Source organism: Plantibacter sp. ME-Dv--P-122b, assembly GCF_030209375.1.
In the GTDB taxonomy this organism is placed as follows: Bacteria; Actinomycetota; Actinomycetes; order Actinomycetales; family Microbacteriaceae; genus Plantibacter.
Window position 1 is genome coordinate 1 of record NZ_JARVSC010000001.1, and the last position, 13,728, is coordinate 13,728.

Sequence of the window (13,728 nt, forward strand, 5' to 3'; positions counted from 1 at the left end):
GTGATGATCACGCGGTGTGCGTCGTGGTCGTGGCTCATGACAGCCCTTCCGCCAGGGGACCTGGCGCGAGTACGGGGAAGGAGGTGAGTGCGGTGATGATCACGCGGTGTGCGTCGTGGTCGTGGCTCATGACAGCCCTTCCGCCAGCGGACCCAGCGCGAGTACGGGGAAGTAGGTGAGTGCGGTGATGATCACGGCGACACCGGTGAGGAGGCCGACGAACTGCGGCCGGTTGGTCGGGAGCGTTCCGGCGGTCGACGGCACCCGGTCCTGTGCAGCCAGCGAACCGGCGAGCGCGAGGACGAGCACGATCGGGACGAAGCGGCCGAGGAGCATGGCGACACCGAGCGCCGTGTTGAACCACGGGGTGTTCGCCGTGAGGCCGGCGAACGCGGAACCGTTGTTGTTCGACGCGGAGGTGAAGGCGTAGAGGACCTCGGAGAGGCCGTGGAGGCCCGGGTTCCAGATCGACGTCGTCTCCACGTCCGAGCGGACGCCGGGGATGGCGAAGCTCAGTGCGGTTCCGGCGAGCACGAGGGTCGGCGTGACGAGGATGTACAGGCTCGCGAGTTTGATCTCCCGTGGGCCGATCTTCTTGCCGAGGTACTCCGGGGTCCGGCCGACGAGCAGCCCGCCGATGAACACGGCGATGACGGCGAGCACGAGCATGCCGTACAGGCCTGAGCCGACGCCGCCGGGGGCGATCTCGCCGAGCATCATGTTGATCATCGGCATCATGCCGCCGAGTGCCGTGTAGGAGTCGTGCATCGAGTTGACGGCACCCGTCGAGGTGAGCGTCGAGGTCGAGCCGAACAGTGTCGAGGCGAAGACGCCGAAGCGCTGCTCCTTGCCCTCCATCGCGCCACCGGCCGCCATTGGTGCCGCTCCGAGGCCGCGGGCTTCGAGCGCCGTGAGGATCGAGAACGAGGCGAGGAAGATGACGCCCATGACCGCGAGGATCGTGTAGCCCTGCTTGTGGTCGCCGACCATGCGGCCGAAGGTGCGCGGCAGGGAGAACGGGATCGCGAGCATGAGGATGTTCTGGACGAGACTCGTCCACGCGGTCGGGTTCTCGAAGGGGTGCGCGGAGTTCGCGTTGAAGAACCCGCCGCCGTTCGTGCCGAGGAGCTTGATGGCCTCCTGCGAGGCGACCGGTCCGCCGGGGATGGTCTGCGTCGCGCCCGTGATGGTCGTGACGTCGGTGAAGCCGTTGAGGTTCTGGATGGTCCCGCCCGCGATGAGCACGACCGCCATGACGACCGAGAGTGGCAGCAGCACGCGCAGGGTGCCGCGGGTGAGGTCGACCCAGAAGTTGCCGATGGTGCCGCTGCGGCGACTCGCGAAGCCGCGGACGAGGGCGATCGCGACCGCGATGCCGACGGCGGCGGAGACGAAGTTCTGCACCGCGAGGCCCGTGAGCTGCACGGTGTAGCCCATCGTGACCTCGGGGGAGTACGACTGCCAGTTGGTGTTGGCGACGAACGACGCGGCCGTGTTGAACGACAAGCCCTCTGGGACGGCGGGGAGGCCGAGTGCGAAGGGCAGGACGGCCTGGGCGCGCTGCAGGGCGTAGACGAGGAGGACACCAACGAGCGAGAAGGCGAGCACCCCGCGGAGGTAGGCCTGCCAGGTCTGCTCGGAGCGGGCGTCGACACCGATCACGCGGTAGAAGCCGCGTTCGACGGCGAAGTCCTTGCTGGAGGTGTACACCCGGGCGAGGTACTCACCGAGCGGACGGTAGAGCAGCACGAGGACCAGGACGAGGGTCGAGACCTGGAGGATCGCGAAGAGGGTCTGCATCAGAACCTCTCGGGTTTCACGAGCGCGTACACGAGGTACACGACGGCGGCGACGGCCAGGACGGCGGCGAGGAGTTCGAAGACGATCACAGTCTCTCCACTCCCCGGGCGACGAGGCCGACCAGAGCGAACACGGCGATGACGCCGAGCACGTAGACGAGGTCGAGCAAGAGGACTCCAGTGGGTGCGTGGTGCGGGTGCGTGGTGCTGCGTCCCGTTCGGGACAGCTCAGAGCCAACACCCGTCAGCGACCTCCGACGGCCGTCCTCACGGTTTCCATACGCCTTCCGCGGCGATCCTCACGACCTCCCTACGGTGCACTCCTCCTCCAGGCCGCCGTCCTGCCCTCCCGCTCAGCTCCCGAGGGTGTGGGCGTGGTCGGGCACGTACCGGTACCGGTCGCGGGCGGGTCGCTCGTAGGTGTCGGAGCCCGGTCGGTCGGGGATGTCGGTGGGCTTCGGGTCGCGGTGCTGATAGGGGACCTGCGAGAGCAGATGGGCGATGGCGTTCAGCCGGGACGCCCACTGGCCGCGCTCCTGCTCACCAGGGGTCGGCAGGGCTGCGACCCGTGCCGAACGCGGGTTCAGATATTGGACGATGCGCTTGATCGCGCCGCCCTTGCCTGCGGCGTCTCGGCCCTCGAAGACCACGACGACCCGTGCGCCGGTCTCGATCACCCAGCGCTGCATCGTGACGAGTTCGATCTGCAGTCGTTCCAGCTCTGCCTCGTAGCGGTCTTTCCGGAGGCGCTTCGGCGGCTTGGTCCGTTTCGGAGTCTTCGACATGGTGGTTCGTGTTCCCGCCCGTCCCCGCGAGGACCGTTTCGACGCCTGATCGGCGTGGTGGTGCAGTGGCCGGTGCCCGCTCAGGCGGAGCGGACACCGGTGGTCGCTACTTCAGCGGTCCGAAGGTCGCGTCGATGTCGGCGAGCTCCATCTCCGCCGTCGCCTGGATGAGCGCGAGGAGGTCCTTGTCGGCTCCGGGGGAGAACTCCTCGAACCGCTCGGGTGCGATGGTCGACGGCACGCCCTCCGGCGCCTGCTCGCTCGCGTCCAGCTCGGTGCCGTCGTTGGACGGCGACATGCCCTGGAAGATGCGGCCGGCCTCGGACTGCCCGGCGAGGTCGAAGGAGAACTGTTTGCTCTGCAGTCCCTGATCCACGAGCAGCTTGACCTCGGGGAACTGCTCGGCGTTGGTCTTCGGGATCGGAAGGGAGTTCTTCCAGTTGACCCCGAGGGTCTCGAGCGCCTTCGCGTAGGCGTTCTCATGCGCCTGATCACGGACGATCAGATAGGCGATCGTCGACCGGGCGGTTTTGTTCGACGTCATCTCGTACAGCCGGCACTTCTGCAGGCGACCGGTCGACTCGAGCATGAGGTTGTACAGCAGGTCGAGGACGAGGTTGCCGGAGTTGTAGACCCAGCTCCCGTTCCACGGGTTGCCGGCCGCGTCCACCGGCATGGCGCCCTGTGCGGCGACGAGGTAGTGGTGGGTGTTGACCTCCGACAGGGCGATCGACAGCGGTGTCGCGCCACCGGCGCCAGGCTGATCCACCGGGTCGGTCTGCTTGCCCTGATAGGCGGGCGAACCGTCGAGGAGGCGGGAGATCGTGGTGCCGATGAGCTCGACGTGGCTGATCTCCTCGGTGCCGATGCCCTGGATGAGGTCGCGGTAGGGCTTCCCCGCCGGCCCACGGAAGTTCATGGCCTGGAAGAGGTACTGCATCATGGTGCGCATCTCGCCGAACTGGCCGCCGAGGCCCTCCTGCAGTGCCGCAGCCGCTGCGGGGTCCGGCTCGTCCTCGGCGATCTCGTTGATGAACCGCTGCACGTGGAAGTACATGGTGTTCCCCTCTGATCGGAGTTCCCCGGAGCCGTCCGGCTCGGGCACTCGCGCTCAGCCTGCGCCTGCCGACCGATTCCCGCGGGGTGTGTCATCCGGGCGCCGACAGGCGTATAGTCACGCGCGCGCTGCGATCAGTCCGAGGGTGCGATGCCGTCGCGGAGGGCGACGAGATGGGTGCGGCTACGGTCGAACGCCGCGGTGGCATCGCGATCCGCGACCGCCTGCACGATGTGCTCGTGGACGAGCTGGTCGTGGTCCGTCCCCGGCTCCCCGCTGAGGCGGAGCATCTCGATCATCGCCTCGCGGCTGCGCTCGGCGAAGGTGTCGAACAGCTCGGTGAGGATCTCGTTCCCGCTCGCAGCGACGATGCTCCGGTGGAGCGCGGTGTCGGCGTCGACCCGCCCCTCGATGGTCGCGCGATCGGCGTTCCGATGGGCCAGCGCTGCCCGGATGGCGGCCAGATCGGACGCCGTGTGGCGTTGCGCGGCGAGGGCTGCCGCCTCGCACTCGATGGCGATGCGCGCCTCGATGACCGAGCCGATCGCGGTCCGCAGGACGAGTGCGTCCCAGTCCTGCACCGGCGTGAGTGCCTGGAGGAAGTTCCCCGAGCCCTGCCGGGTGGACAACACGCCCTGGCCGGCCAGCTGGCGGATCGCCTCGCGCATCGTCGATCGGCCGACACCGAGCTGCGGTGCGAGGGTCGTCTCGCCGGGCAGCTTCTGGCCGATCTCCCACTCGCCGGCCTGGATGCGCTGCAGGAGCAAGCGGGCGACCTGGTCGGAGAGCGATTCGCGGTGCACGGTGTCCATGCGTCGATCATAGTCCTCAGCTTGTCTGACAAGTTGTGTTAGCGTTGCCGCGTGATCTCCGCAGACTCCCGACTCTCCACGCCCGCAGGCCCCGTCCCGTCCTCCGCGCCGAGCTGGAACCGGCAGCGGCATTCCCAGATGCCGTCCCATCGCTACCAGGACCTGTACTCGCGGGTGGACGTCCCCCTCCTCGACCGCACGTGGCCCTCGAGGCGACTGACCGAAGCACCGCTCTGGGTGCCGGTGGACCTGCGCGACGGGAACCAGGCGCTCGCCGAGCCCATGGACCCCGAGCGGAAGCGGGCCTTCTTCGAGCTCATGGTCACGATGGGATACAAGGAGATCGAGGTCGGCTACCCGTCCGCGTCGCAGACCGACTACGACTTCGTCCGGCTGATCGCCGAGACCGACATCGCCCCCGAGGACGTCACGATCGTCGTCTTCACGCCGGCCCGTCGCGACCTGATCGAGCGCACCGTCGAGTCCATCCGCGGGATCCGCAACCTGGTCGTCATCCATCTGTACACGGCGACGGCGCCGCTCTGGCGGGAGGTCGTCCTCGGGCACGACCGCGACTCGCTCCGCGCGCTCATCCTCGCCGGCGGCTCCGACGTCCTCGAGTTCGCCGGCGACCTCGAGGGGGTGCGGTTCGAGTTCTCGCCGGAGGTCTTCAACCTGACGGAGCCGGACTACGCCCTCGAACTCTGCGACGCCATGACGACCCTCTGGGACGCCTCGACGGACCGCCCGGTGATCCTCAACCTGCCCGCTACCGTCGAAGCGGCGAGCCCGAACGTCTACGCGGACCAGATCGAGTACATGCACCGGAACCTCGACCGGCGCGACGCCGTCATCCTGTCGGTCCACCCGCACAACGACCGCGGCACGGGGATCGCCTGCGCTGAGCTCGCGGTCCTCGCGGGCGCCCAACGCGTCGAAGGGTGCATCTTCGGCAACGGCGAGCGGACCGGCAACGTCGACCTCGCGACCCTCGCGCTCAACCTGCACGCCCAGGGCGTCGACCCGATGATCGACTTCTCCGACATCGACCACATCCGTCGGGTCGTCGAGCACAGCAACCGCATCGAGATCCACCCGCGCCACCCCTACGTCGGCGACCTCGTGCACACCGCGTTCTCGGGGACGCATCAGGACGCGATCAAGAAGGGCTTCGCGGAACACCGAGCGCGGGCCGAGGCGACCGGCAGCCGCCCGGAGGACCTCCCGTGGCGGGTGCCCTACCTGCCGGTCGACCCCGCGGACCTCGGCCGGAGCTACGAGGCGGTCATCCGGGTGAACTCGCAGTCGGGCAAGGGCGGCATCGCCTACCTGCTCGAACGCGACTACGGCATCGAGATGCCGCGGCGCCTGCAGGTCGACTTCTCGCGTCGCGTCCAGCAGCAGGCGGACGAGACCGGTCGCGAACTGGACGCCGAGGCGCTGCTCGCGGCGTTCGAGCGCAGCTACCTGTCGGCGACGCCGTCTCGGGTCGAGCTGCTCGAGGTCGATGTGGCGACGACCGGCGAGACCTCGCGGACGATGATCGGTCTCGTGATCGACGGGGACCGCCATGAGGCGACCTTCGCCGACGTCGGTCCGGTCGAGGCGGCGACCCGTCTCCTCGCCGACCACGGCGTCCACGTCGAGATCGTCTCCCTGCATCAGACCTCGCTCAGTGCCGGGAGTGGCGCGGAGGCCTTGACCCTCCTCGAGGTCCGCCGCGGGGCGGAGACGGTATGGGCGGCCGGGCGCCATCACTCCATCCTCGAGGCATCGGTCCGCGCGGTCGTCAACGCCGCGAGCCGCTAGCCTCCCTGCCCTACGCTGGGAGGCTGAGGGCGTCGAGGGGATCTGATCAGTGGAACTGCGGTGGCTGACGGCGCCCGAATACGAGGTCGCCGCGGCGATGGCGGACGAGCGTCGTTCTGGTCGGTCCAAATGGGCGCCCACCGGGCGGAGAGTGCTCTTCCACCTCTATTTCAGCCTCGTCCTCTGGTACCTCGCGATCGCCCTCGTCTCGGTCGGCGTCAGCGTCGACGAGTATCACGACAGCCGCGTCGAGGCCGATGACGTCGTCGGCCTGATCGTCGCCGTGCTCGTCCTCATCGCGCTGCTCGTCGGTGCGTGGCTCCTGTACCGCTGGTCGCGACGTCCGCCGTCCCCGAAGGCGCGCCTCGCCGAATGGCGGCGCCACCTGACCGCGGTGGCCAACGGCTTCGAGGAGGAGTCGAAAGGACGGGCGATGTTCTCCTCGCTCATCACCACGACGGGGAAGTACAACAACGCCTTCATCACCGTGCCGGGACCACAGGTGCAGTCCCACCCGCGGTTCGTCGGCGACCGGGTCGAGTTCGGCAACCTGGTCGACGACGTGAAGCGGTCGCGGGACTGGCACTATCTGACCGTGCAGCTGCCGGCCCCACTCCCGCACCTCCTGCTCGACGCGACGACGAACGACACCGTCCGCAGCGACCTGCCGCCGGGTCTCGACCGGGGTCTGCGCATCTCCCTCGAGGGCGACTTCGACCGGTGGTTCCGCGTCTACGCGCCGTCCGGCTACGGGACGGACGCGCGATACGTCCTGACCCCCGACGTGATGTCGTCGCTCGTCAGCACCGCGGCGTACTACAACGTGGAGATGGTCGACGATCGGGTCGTCTTCTTCAGTAAGCCGGCCGCCGACTTCGCCTACGCCGCCCCCTGGGTCGCCATCAACGCGATCCTCACCGACCTCGTGCCGCGTCTCATCACGAGGGCTGAGCGGTATCGCGACGAGCGGGTGGCGGGGCAGGACGCGGAGAGCGTCCTCGAGGCGGCGCGCGACGCCATGGAGGCTGAGCAGGTCTGGACCCGGAAGGAGACGGTCGTCGGCGAGGAGGGCCGGCGCCTCACCGTGCGGGCGCGCTTCCACGCGATCTGGGTGGCCGTCGGTGCGGTCAGTTGGCTCGTCACCCGCACGCTGCTCTACATCATCCCGGGAGCCTTCGCCTTCGCGGGGTTCATGTCCGTGGTGGACGGTCGCTAGCCGCGACCGAGTCGCCCGAATCTGCTCGGATCCACGCCGAAATCGGACAGATCCGGGCGACTCAGCGGGCAGGTCGCGGAACATCCGGCGACGCATTCGCGTTCGCATCGGTGTGACCCTCACCGCGACCCCTCCAGCGTCGACGATCGACACCTTCGATCGCGCGCTCGCGAGCCTCGAGTGGACGATCCAGGGCACCGACCGCGACCGCCTCGCCGCGGGCACACCGCTGCGACGACCGCACACGGCGTCCGGCTTCGTCTACCTCTCCAGTGGGCGCGTGCGCCTCACCGCCGCCGACGGTACCCGCGACCTCGATGCCGGCGACCTCGTCTTCTTCCCCCGCGCCCACGCCACGACGGTGGTCGCGCTCGAGGACGCCGAGCTCCTCGACGTCGCCTTCACCCCGCCGGGGCAGCGCCAGCAGGTGGCGGAGACGCTGCCCGAGCACCTGTACGTCGCCGACTTCGCGGGGCAGGAGCCCTCGATGGTGGCGCTCATCGCAGGCATGGGGTGCCCGCAAGCGGCCGGTCGTCCGCGGCCGGGCGACAACGTCATCTGCAGCCGCATCGCGACCACGATCGTGTCGGCCGCGCTCCGCACGTGGAACGAGGCCGGCTGCGCGCCGGACCGCTGGCTGCAACGCATCGGCGACCCGCACATCGGCGCGGTCCTCGACGCCCTGCACGCCGAACCGGGGCGACCGTGGACCTTCGAGACGCTCGCCCGCATCGCCATGATGTCGCGGTCGGCGTTCGCCGAGCGGTTCCGCGAGGTCGTCGGGCACACCCCGCGCGCCTACCTCACGACCGTTCGTATGGAGACGGCCAAGGGGCTCATCCTCACGGGCGACGCGACGGTGGCTGAGCTCGCCGGCGCGCTCGGCTACGTGTCGGAAGACGGGTTCGCGCGTGCCTTCCAGCGGTACACGGGCCTGACGCCGGCCCGCTGGCGTGCCGAGGCGGCGCTCGCCGCGTAGCAGCTCGGCCAGGCAGCCTTCTGCCTCATCGCGCGGTGCGCGCCGACCCGAACACGATGCCGCCGACGATCGCGGAGATCGCCGCGACCGTGAGCGCCGGGACGATGCCGACCGCATCGACGAGCAGTCCACCCGCTCCGGCGCCGACGGTGATCGCGAGCTGGAACCCCGCGACGACGAGTCCGCCACCGGACTCCATGCGGTCCGGGACGAGGCGACCCATCCACGTGCTCAGGGTCGTCAGCCAGGCGCCGAAGCCCATGCCCCAGGTGGTGATCGCGATGGTCACGATCCAGGGCTGCCCCGGGAACAGGGTCACGAGCGCGATCGAGATGCCGATGAAGGCCGGGACGACGTAGCGCAGGGCCGCCAGGTGGCGGTCGACGAGGAGTCCGATCACGAAGTTGCCGACCACACCGCCGAGGCCGAACGCGGCGAGCAGGACCGCGACACCGGCCGCGTCGAGGTCGGGCACCCGCTCGATCGCGAGCCGGATGTAGGTGAAGGCGATGAAGTGCCCGAGGACGGTCAGGATGTGCCCCGTCAGGCCGACGCGGATGCCCGGGACCCGGAGCGTGTCGACGAGCGACCGCAGACCGCCGCTCGACGGTGCCGGTGCGACAGGCGGGAGGACGAGCCGCAGCGCGACGGCCACCACCGCGGTGATGACCGCGACGCCGGCGAAGATGAGGCGCCAGTCCATGACCGAACCGAGGTAGGTGCCGACCGGGACACCGGCGACCGTCGCGACGGTGGTGCCGGTGTTCACGAGCATGATCGCCCGACCGAGGTGGTGCGGCGCGGACAACCGGGCGGCGATCGCGATCGACATCGCCCAGAAGGCGCCGAGGGCCGCACCGAGCAGGAGTCGGGCGATGAGCAGCATCACGAAGTCGGCGGAGATCGCGACGAGCGCGCTCGACACCGCGGCAGCGGCCGCGAGCAGGACGAGCAGGAGGCGACGGTCGAGTCGCGGGACGAGGATCCCGATCGTCGGCGCGGTGAGGAAGCCGATGAAGGCGGTCGCCGTGACGGCCTGGCCGGCCTGGCCCTCGGTGATCCCGAGCGACGCGGCCATCGACGGCAGCAGGCTCGGCGGCAGGAACTCGGCCAGCACGAGCACGAAGCTCGTCGCCATCATGACGGCGACGGCCGCCCATGCGGTCCGCGTGCGCGGGACGTCGGACGCGGGAGTGTTCGTCGTGGGGACCGAGCCCGTTCGTGGTGCGTCGAGCTTCTCGTCTGTCGTCATGCTCTCAGCTTGCCGGAGCCGTGACCTCCCCACCCGACGCCCAGTCCGCCCGACCCGACCATCCGTCCACCTCGGCCCCCGTCCCGGCGTACCTGAGCCGCCCGATCCTGCACGGAAATCGCGGAACCCCGTGCAGCTTCGGGCGAGTCAGCGAACCCGCAGGAGAACCTGCTCGCGCGCTTCCTGACAGATGGGTGAACACCGAGTCAACATGTTGCACTGAGTGCATCGGTGCACGTAGTGTACCCACGTGTCCACCACCGCCCCCGCCGAGGATCGACGCGCCGCCCTCCGCGCGCGCCATCATCGGGCGATCCTCGACGCCGCCCGCGTCATGATCGCGGAGCAGGGCATCGCCGCGTTCAACGTCGACGTCATCGCCGAGCGCGCCGACGTCTCGCGCCGCACGGTGTTCAACCACTTCTCCTCGATCGACGACCTCGTCACCACCTCCTGCACCGAGGAGCTGGCCGTCGTGATCGAGAGCTTCCGGTCCGCCGTCAATGCCCGGCCGGCAGGCCCTGGGTCGCGCGTCTCGATGTTCGAGGACGTCGCCGCGGCACTCCGCACGACCGACATCCCGCGCGTCATCGCCTTCCTCTGGAACGCGCTCGGCGGCTTCGCGCCCGACGACTCACGCCCGCAACAGCTCTTCCAGGCCACCTTCTCCCGCACTACCCAGGAACTCGCCCACGAACTGGCCGAGCGCAACACCGACGTCGACGAACTCGAGGCCGGCTTCCTGGTGTCCTCCCTCATGCACGGTGTCGAAGTGCTCGCCCATCACTGGATCGCGAGTACCGGCGCCACCACGGACGATGAAGCCCGTGCCCTCTGGACCGACCTGCTGGAACGGCTCATCGCGAGCGTCCGCACCGGCTACTCGTCCACGCACTGATCCGCTTCCCGCTCCGTCCCCGCACACGTCACCAGCACCACCTCCCGAAGAATCGAGACTCCCTTGGCTGAACTGCTGTATCGCCTCGGACGCTTCTCCGCGCGTCGCGCGTGGGCCGTCCTCATCTCCTGGATCGTGATCCTCGGCATCTCGGTCGGCGCGTTCCTCGCCTTCGGCGGCACCCTCTCGAGCGCCGTCACCATCCCGGGCACGCCGACCGCGAAGGTCACCGACCAGCTCGAGGAGTCGTTCCCGAGCGCATCCGGCGGCACCGGCGCGATGGTGTTCCACACGAAGGACGGCGACGCCTTCTCCGACAGTCAGAAGACCGCGATCGGCGAGTTGCTCGACGAGACGGCCGACCTCAAGGGCGTCGACACCACGGTCAACCCCTTCGAGACGCAGGAGACCATCGCCGACCAGGCGAAGCAGATCTCCGACGGCAAGACCCAGATCGACGACGGCCGCACTCAGCTGACCGACGGCCAGACGCAGCTCGACGCCGGACAGCAGCAGCTGACCGACGCACAGACCCAGCTGAGCGCCGCGCTCGCCCAGGCACAGCAGGCCGCCGGCGGCACGCTCCCGGCCGCCGCGCAGGCCCAGTTCGACGCCCAGCAGACCGCGATCACGCAGCAGCAGACGGCACTCGACGCCCAGCAGGCCACCATCACCGAGAACCTCGCGAAACTCGACGAGCAAAGCACGAAGCTCGAGCTCTCCTCCCAGCTCCTCGACCTCTCCTCGGGCATCCGCACCGTCTCGACCGACGACACCACCGCGGTCGCGAACGTCGTCTTCGACAAGCGTCAGCAGGAGGTCACGCCGGAGACGAAGCAGTCGGTCATCGACCAGGTGAAGAAGGACGTCCCGTCGGGCGTCGAGGTCGAGTTCTCGAACGAGCTCGCGCAGAGCCTGCCGCAGCTGTTCGGCGTGGGTGAGGCGATCGGCCTCATCATCGCGGCGATCACGCTGCTCGTCATGCTCGGCACGGTCATCGCCGCATCGCTCCCGCTCGTCTCGGCGATCGTCGGCGTCGGTGTCGGCGTCACCGCGTCGCTCTCGCTCTCGGGCGTGGTCGACATGCTCTCGATCACGCCGGTGCTCGGCGTCATGCTCGGGCTCGCGGTCGGCATCGACTACTCGCTGTTCATCTTGAACCGGCACCGCAAGCAGCTCCTCGCGGGCGTGGAACTCCACGAGTCCATCGGTCTCGCGAACGGCACCTCGGGGAACGCCGTCGTCTTCGCCGGATCGACCGTCCTCGTCGCCCTGCTGGCGCTCAACGTCACGGGAATCCCGTTCCTCGGCCTGATGGGCACCGTCGGCGCGATCTGCGTCGCCGTCGCGATCCTGCTCGCGGTCACCTTGACGCCCGCCCTGCTGTCGCTGCTCGGCTTCCGCATCCTCAGCCGGAAGGCACGCGGCACCGTCGGCACGCCGCGCCCGGACGCCGTTCCGACCAAGCCCATGGGCACGCTGCGCGCCGTCGGCACACTCGTCGCCGGACTCGTCGTGCTCGGCGTCGTCGCGATCCCCGCGCTCGACATGCGCCTCGGCCTGCCGGACGGCAGCTCGGAAGCCGTCGACTCGACGCAGTACCAGTCCTACACGCTCATCGAGGACAAGTTCGGTGCCGGCGTCAACGGTCCGCTGCTCGTCGTCGCCACGCTGCCCGACGCCGCCACCGACGAGGAGGTCCTCGAGGAGCAGGTGCGGATCGGCCAGGAGATCGCCGACCAGGATGACGTGAAGGCCGTCGCGCCGGTGGGCGCCTCGGACGACAACTCCGTCCTCGCCTTCCAGGTGATCCCGAAGGAGGGCCCGAACGCGGTCTCCACAGAGCAGCTCGTCCGCGACCTCCGCGACCTCTCGCCGCTGTCGGGCGACGTCGAGCTCGGGGTGGCCGGCAGTGCGAGCGGCAACATCGACGTCTCGAAGCAGCTCTCCGACGCCCTCCCGCTCTACCTGGCGCTCGTGGTCGGCCTGTCGCTCATCATCATGATCCTCGTGTTCCGCTCGATCCTCGTGCCGCTCACCGCGACGCTCGGCTTCATGCTGTCGCTCGCGGCGACCTTCGGAGGCATCACGGCGATCTTCCAGTGGGGCTGGCTCGGCCCGGTGTTCGGCGTGCACGACCCGGGGCCCATCCTGAGCTTCCTGCCGACGATCCTCATCGGCATCCTCTTCGGGCTCGCGATGGACTACCAGCTGTTCCTCGTGTCCGGCATGCGCGAGGCGTTCGCGCACGGTGCCCCGGCGCGTCTGGCGGTCCAGCGCGGGCTGCACGCCGGCCGGACGGTCGTCGTAGCGGCGGCGATCATCATGATCTCCGTCTTCGGCGGGTTCATCTTCTCCCACTCGGCGATGATCCGATCGATCGGGTTCGGTCTGGCCTTCGGTGTGCTCGTCGACGCGTTCGTCGTCCGTATGCTCCTCATCCCGGCGGTCATGCACCTGCTCGGGAAGAGCGCCTGGTGGATCCCGAAGTGGCTCGACCGCATCCTGCCGAACGTCGACGTCGAGGGTGCCGCGCTCGAGCGCAGCCACCCGGCGCATCACGTCGAGGCCGGTGAGACGGGTTCGGCCGCGACCGCCCCGTCGAGCGGCAAGCCGCGGAACGCGGTCGATGGCGCGGAGACGGCGGCCCTCGGTGCCGGCGTGACCGCGGGGACGGCCGCACACGTGGCCACACCGTCGAGTGAGCTGACCCGCCGGGAGGCGGCCGCCGCGGCCGAGCGCACGCACCCGGCGCACGTGCTCACGACCGACCCCGACCCGGCTGACCAGCAGGTCTCCCGGGTGGAGCCCGGCCTCGACGTCATCGTGCACCCGGCGACCGCCGGTGTGCAGCGCGTGGCCGTCGGCGCCTACGTCATCGCGGTCGACGCCGACAACGGCACCGCGGTCGTCGAGCCGCCCGTCGGTGGGGTCGTGGTCGTCCGCGCGCCGAGGTAGCGCGGTCTGCCCGGTCCCCGGGAGGGCTGCACTGAGCCTGTCGAAGTGTCGAAGTGTCGAAGTGTCGAAGGGCGGGGTTGGGCCTGTCGGTCTCTGAGCGGCCTACTCGGTCCCTGAGCTTGTCGAAGGGCGGGTTCGTCCGGGTGCATTTCGACAGGCTCAG

General features: G+C 69.5%; 10 protein-coding genes and 1 pseudogene. 5 read left to right on the forward strand and 6 right to left on the reverse strand.

Annotation, left to right across the window (positions count from 1 at the left end):
• Window positions 1-126 precede the first annotated feature (126 nt).
• The 5 genes and pseudogenes from kdpA to QRN19_RS00025 all read right to left on the reverse strand — a co-directional run bounded on the left by kdpA (window position 127) and on the right by QRN19_RS00025 (window position 4,453).
• Window positions 127-1,800: a potassium-transporting ATPase subunit KdpA gene (gene kdpA, locus QRN19_RS00005; protein ID WP_285024487.1), complete on the reverse strand. Its 1,674-nt coding sequence runs from the start codon at window positions 1,798-1,800 to the stop codon at window positions 127-129.
• A complete protein-coding gene (gene kdpF / locus QRN19_RS00010; protein ID WP_056009336.1) occupies window positions 1,800-1,889 on the reverse strand; it encodes a K(+)-transporting ATPase subunit F in 90 nt (29 codons plus the stop codon). The genes kdpA and kdpF overlap by 1 nt, the downstream gene beginning before the upstream one ends.
• A 431-nt stretch (window positions 1,890-2,320) precedes the next feature.
• Window positions 2,321-2,584: pseudogene (locus QRN19_RS18535) on the reverse strand (polyphosphate kinase 2); the annotation flags it as partial.
• A gap of 106 nt (window positions 2,585-2,690) precedes the next feature.
• Window positions 2,691-3,641: a manganese catalase family protein gene (locus QRN19_RS00020; RefSeq protein WP_138946142.1), complete on the reverse strand. Its 951-nt coding sequence runs from the start codon at window positions 3,639-3,641 to the stop codon at window positions 2,691-2,693.
• Between the two features lie 134 nt (window positions 3,642-3,775).
• Entirely contained in the window at window positions 3,776-4,453 is a 678-nt protein-coding gene (locus QRN19_RS00025; RefSeq protein ID WP_285024489.1) for a FadR/GntR family transcriptional regulator, read from the reverse strand.
• Window positions 4,454-4,591: 138 nt separating this feature from the next.
• Between QRN19_RS00025 and QRN19_RS00030 the strand changes: the two genes are divergently transcribed.
• The 3 genes from QRN19_RS00030 (at window position 4,592) to QRN19_RS00040 (ending at window position 8,457) form a co-directional block, all read left to right on the forward strand.
• Window positions 4,592-6,262, forward strand: coding sequence for a 2-isopropylmalate synthase (locus QRN19_RS00030; protein ID WP_285025247.1), 1,671 nt, complete (start codon window positions 4,592-4,594; stop codon window positions 6,260-6,262).
• A 49-nt stretch (window positions 6,263-6,311) separates the two neighbouring features.
• The gene (locus QRN19_RS00035; RefSeq protein WP_285024490.1) at window positions 6,312-7,478 is read left to right on the forward strand and encodes a hypothetical protein; all 1,167 of its coding nucleotides are present in this window, start codon (window positions 6,312-6,314) and stop codon (window positions 7,476-7,478) included.
• 112 nt (window positions 7,479-7,590) lie between these two features.
• A complete protein-coding gene (locus tag QRN19_RS00040) occupies window positions 7,591-8,457 on the forward strand; it encodes a helix-turn-helix transcriptional regulator (RefSeq protein WP_285024491.1) in 867 nt (288 codons plus the stop codon).
• Between the two features lie 25 nt (window positions 8,458-8,482).
• Here QRN19_RS00040 and QRN19_RS00045 read toward each other — a convergent pair whose 3' ends face one another.
• The gene (locus tag QRN19_RS00045; RefSeq protein ID WP_285024492.1) at window positions 8,483-9,709 is read right to left on the reverse strand and encodes an MFS transporter; all 1,227 of its coding nucleotides are present in this window, start codon (window positions 9,707-9,709) and stop codon (window positions 8,483-8,485) included.
• A 250-nt stretch (window positions 9,710-9,959) separates the two neighbouring features.
• Between QRN19_RS00045 and QRN19_RS00050 the strand changes: the two genes are divergently transcribed.
• Window positions 9,960-10,607, forward strand: coding sequence for a TetR/AcrR family transcriptional regulator (locus QRN19_RS00050; RefSeq protein ID WP_285024493.1), 648 nt, complete (start codon window positions 9,960-9,962; stop codon window positions 10,605-10,607).
• Window positions 10,608-10,670: 63 nt separating this feature from the next.
• Window positions 10,671-13,565 carry an MMPL family transporter gene (locus QRN19_RS00055; protein ID WP_285024494.1) on the forward strand — a complete coding sequence of 965 codons (2,895 nt, stop codon included), beginning with the start codon at window positions 10,671-10,673 and terminating at the stop codon, window positions 13,563-13,565.
• Window positions 13,566-13,728 lie beyond the last annotated feature (163 nt).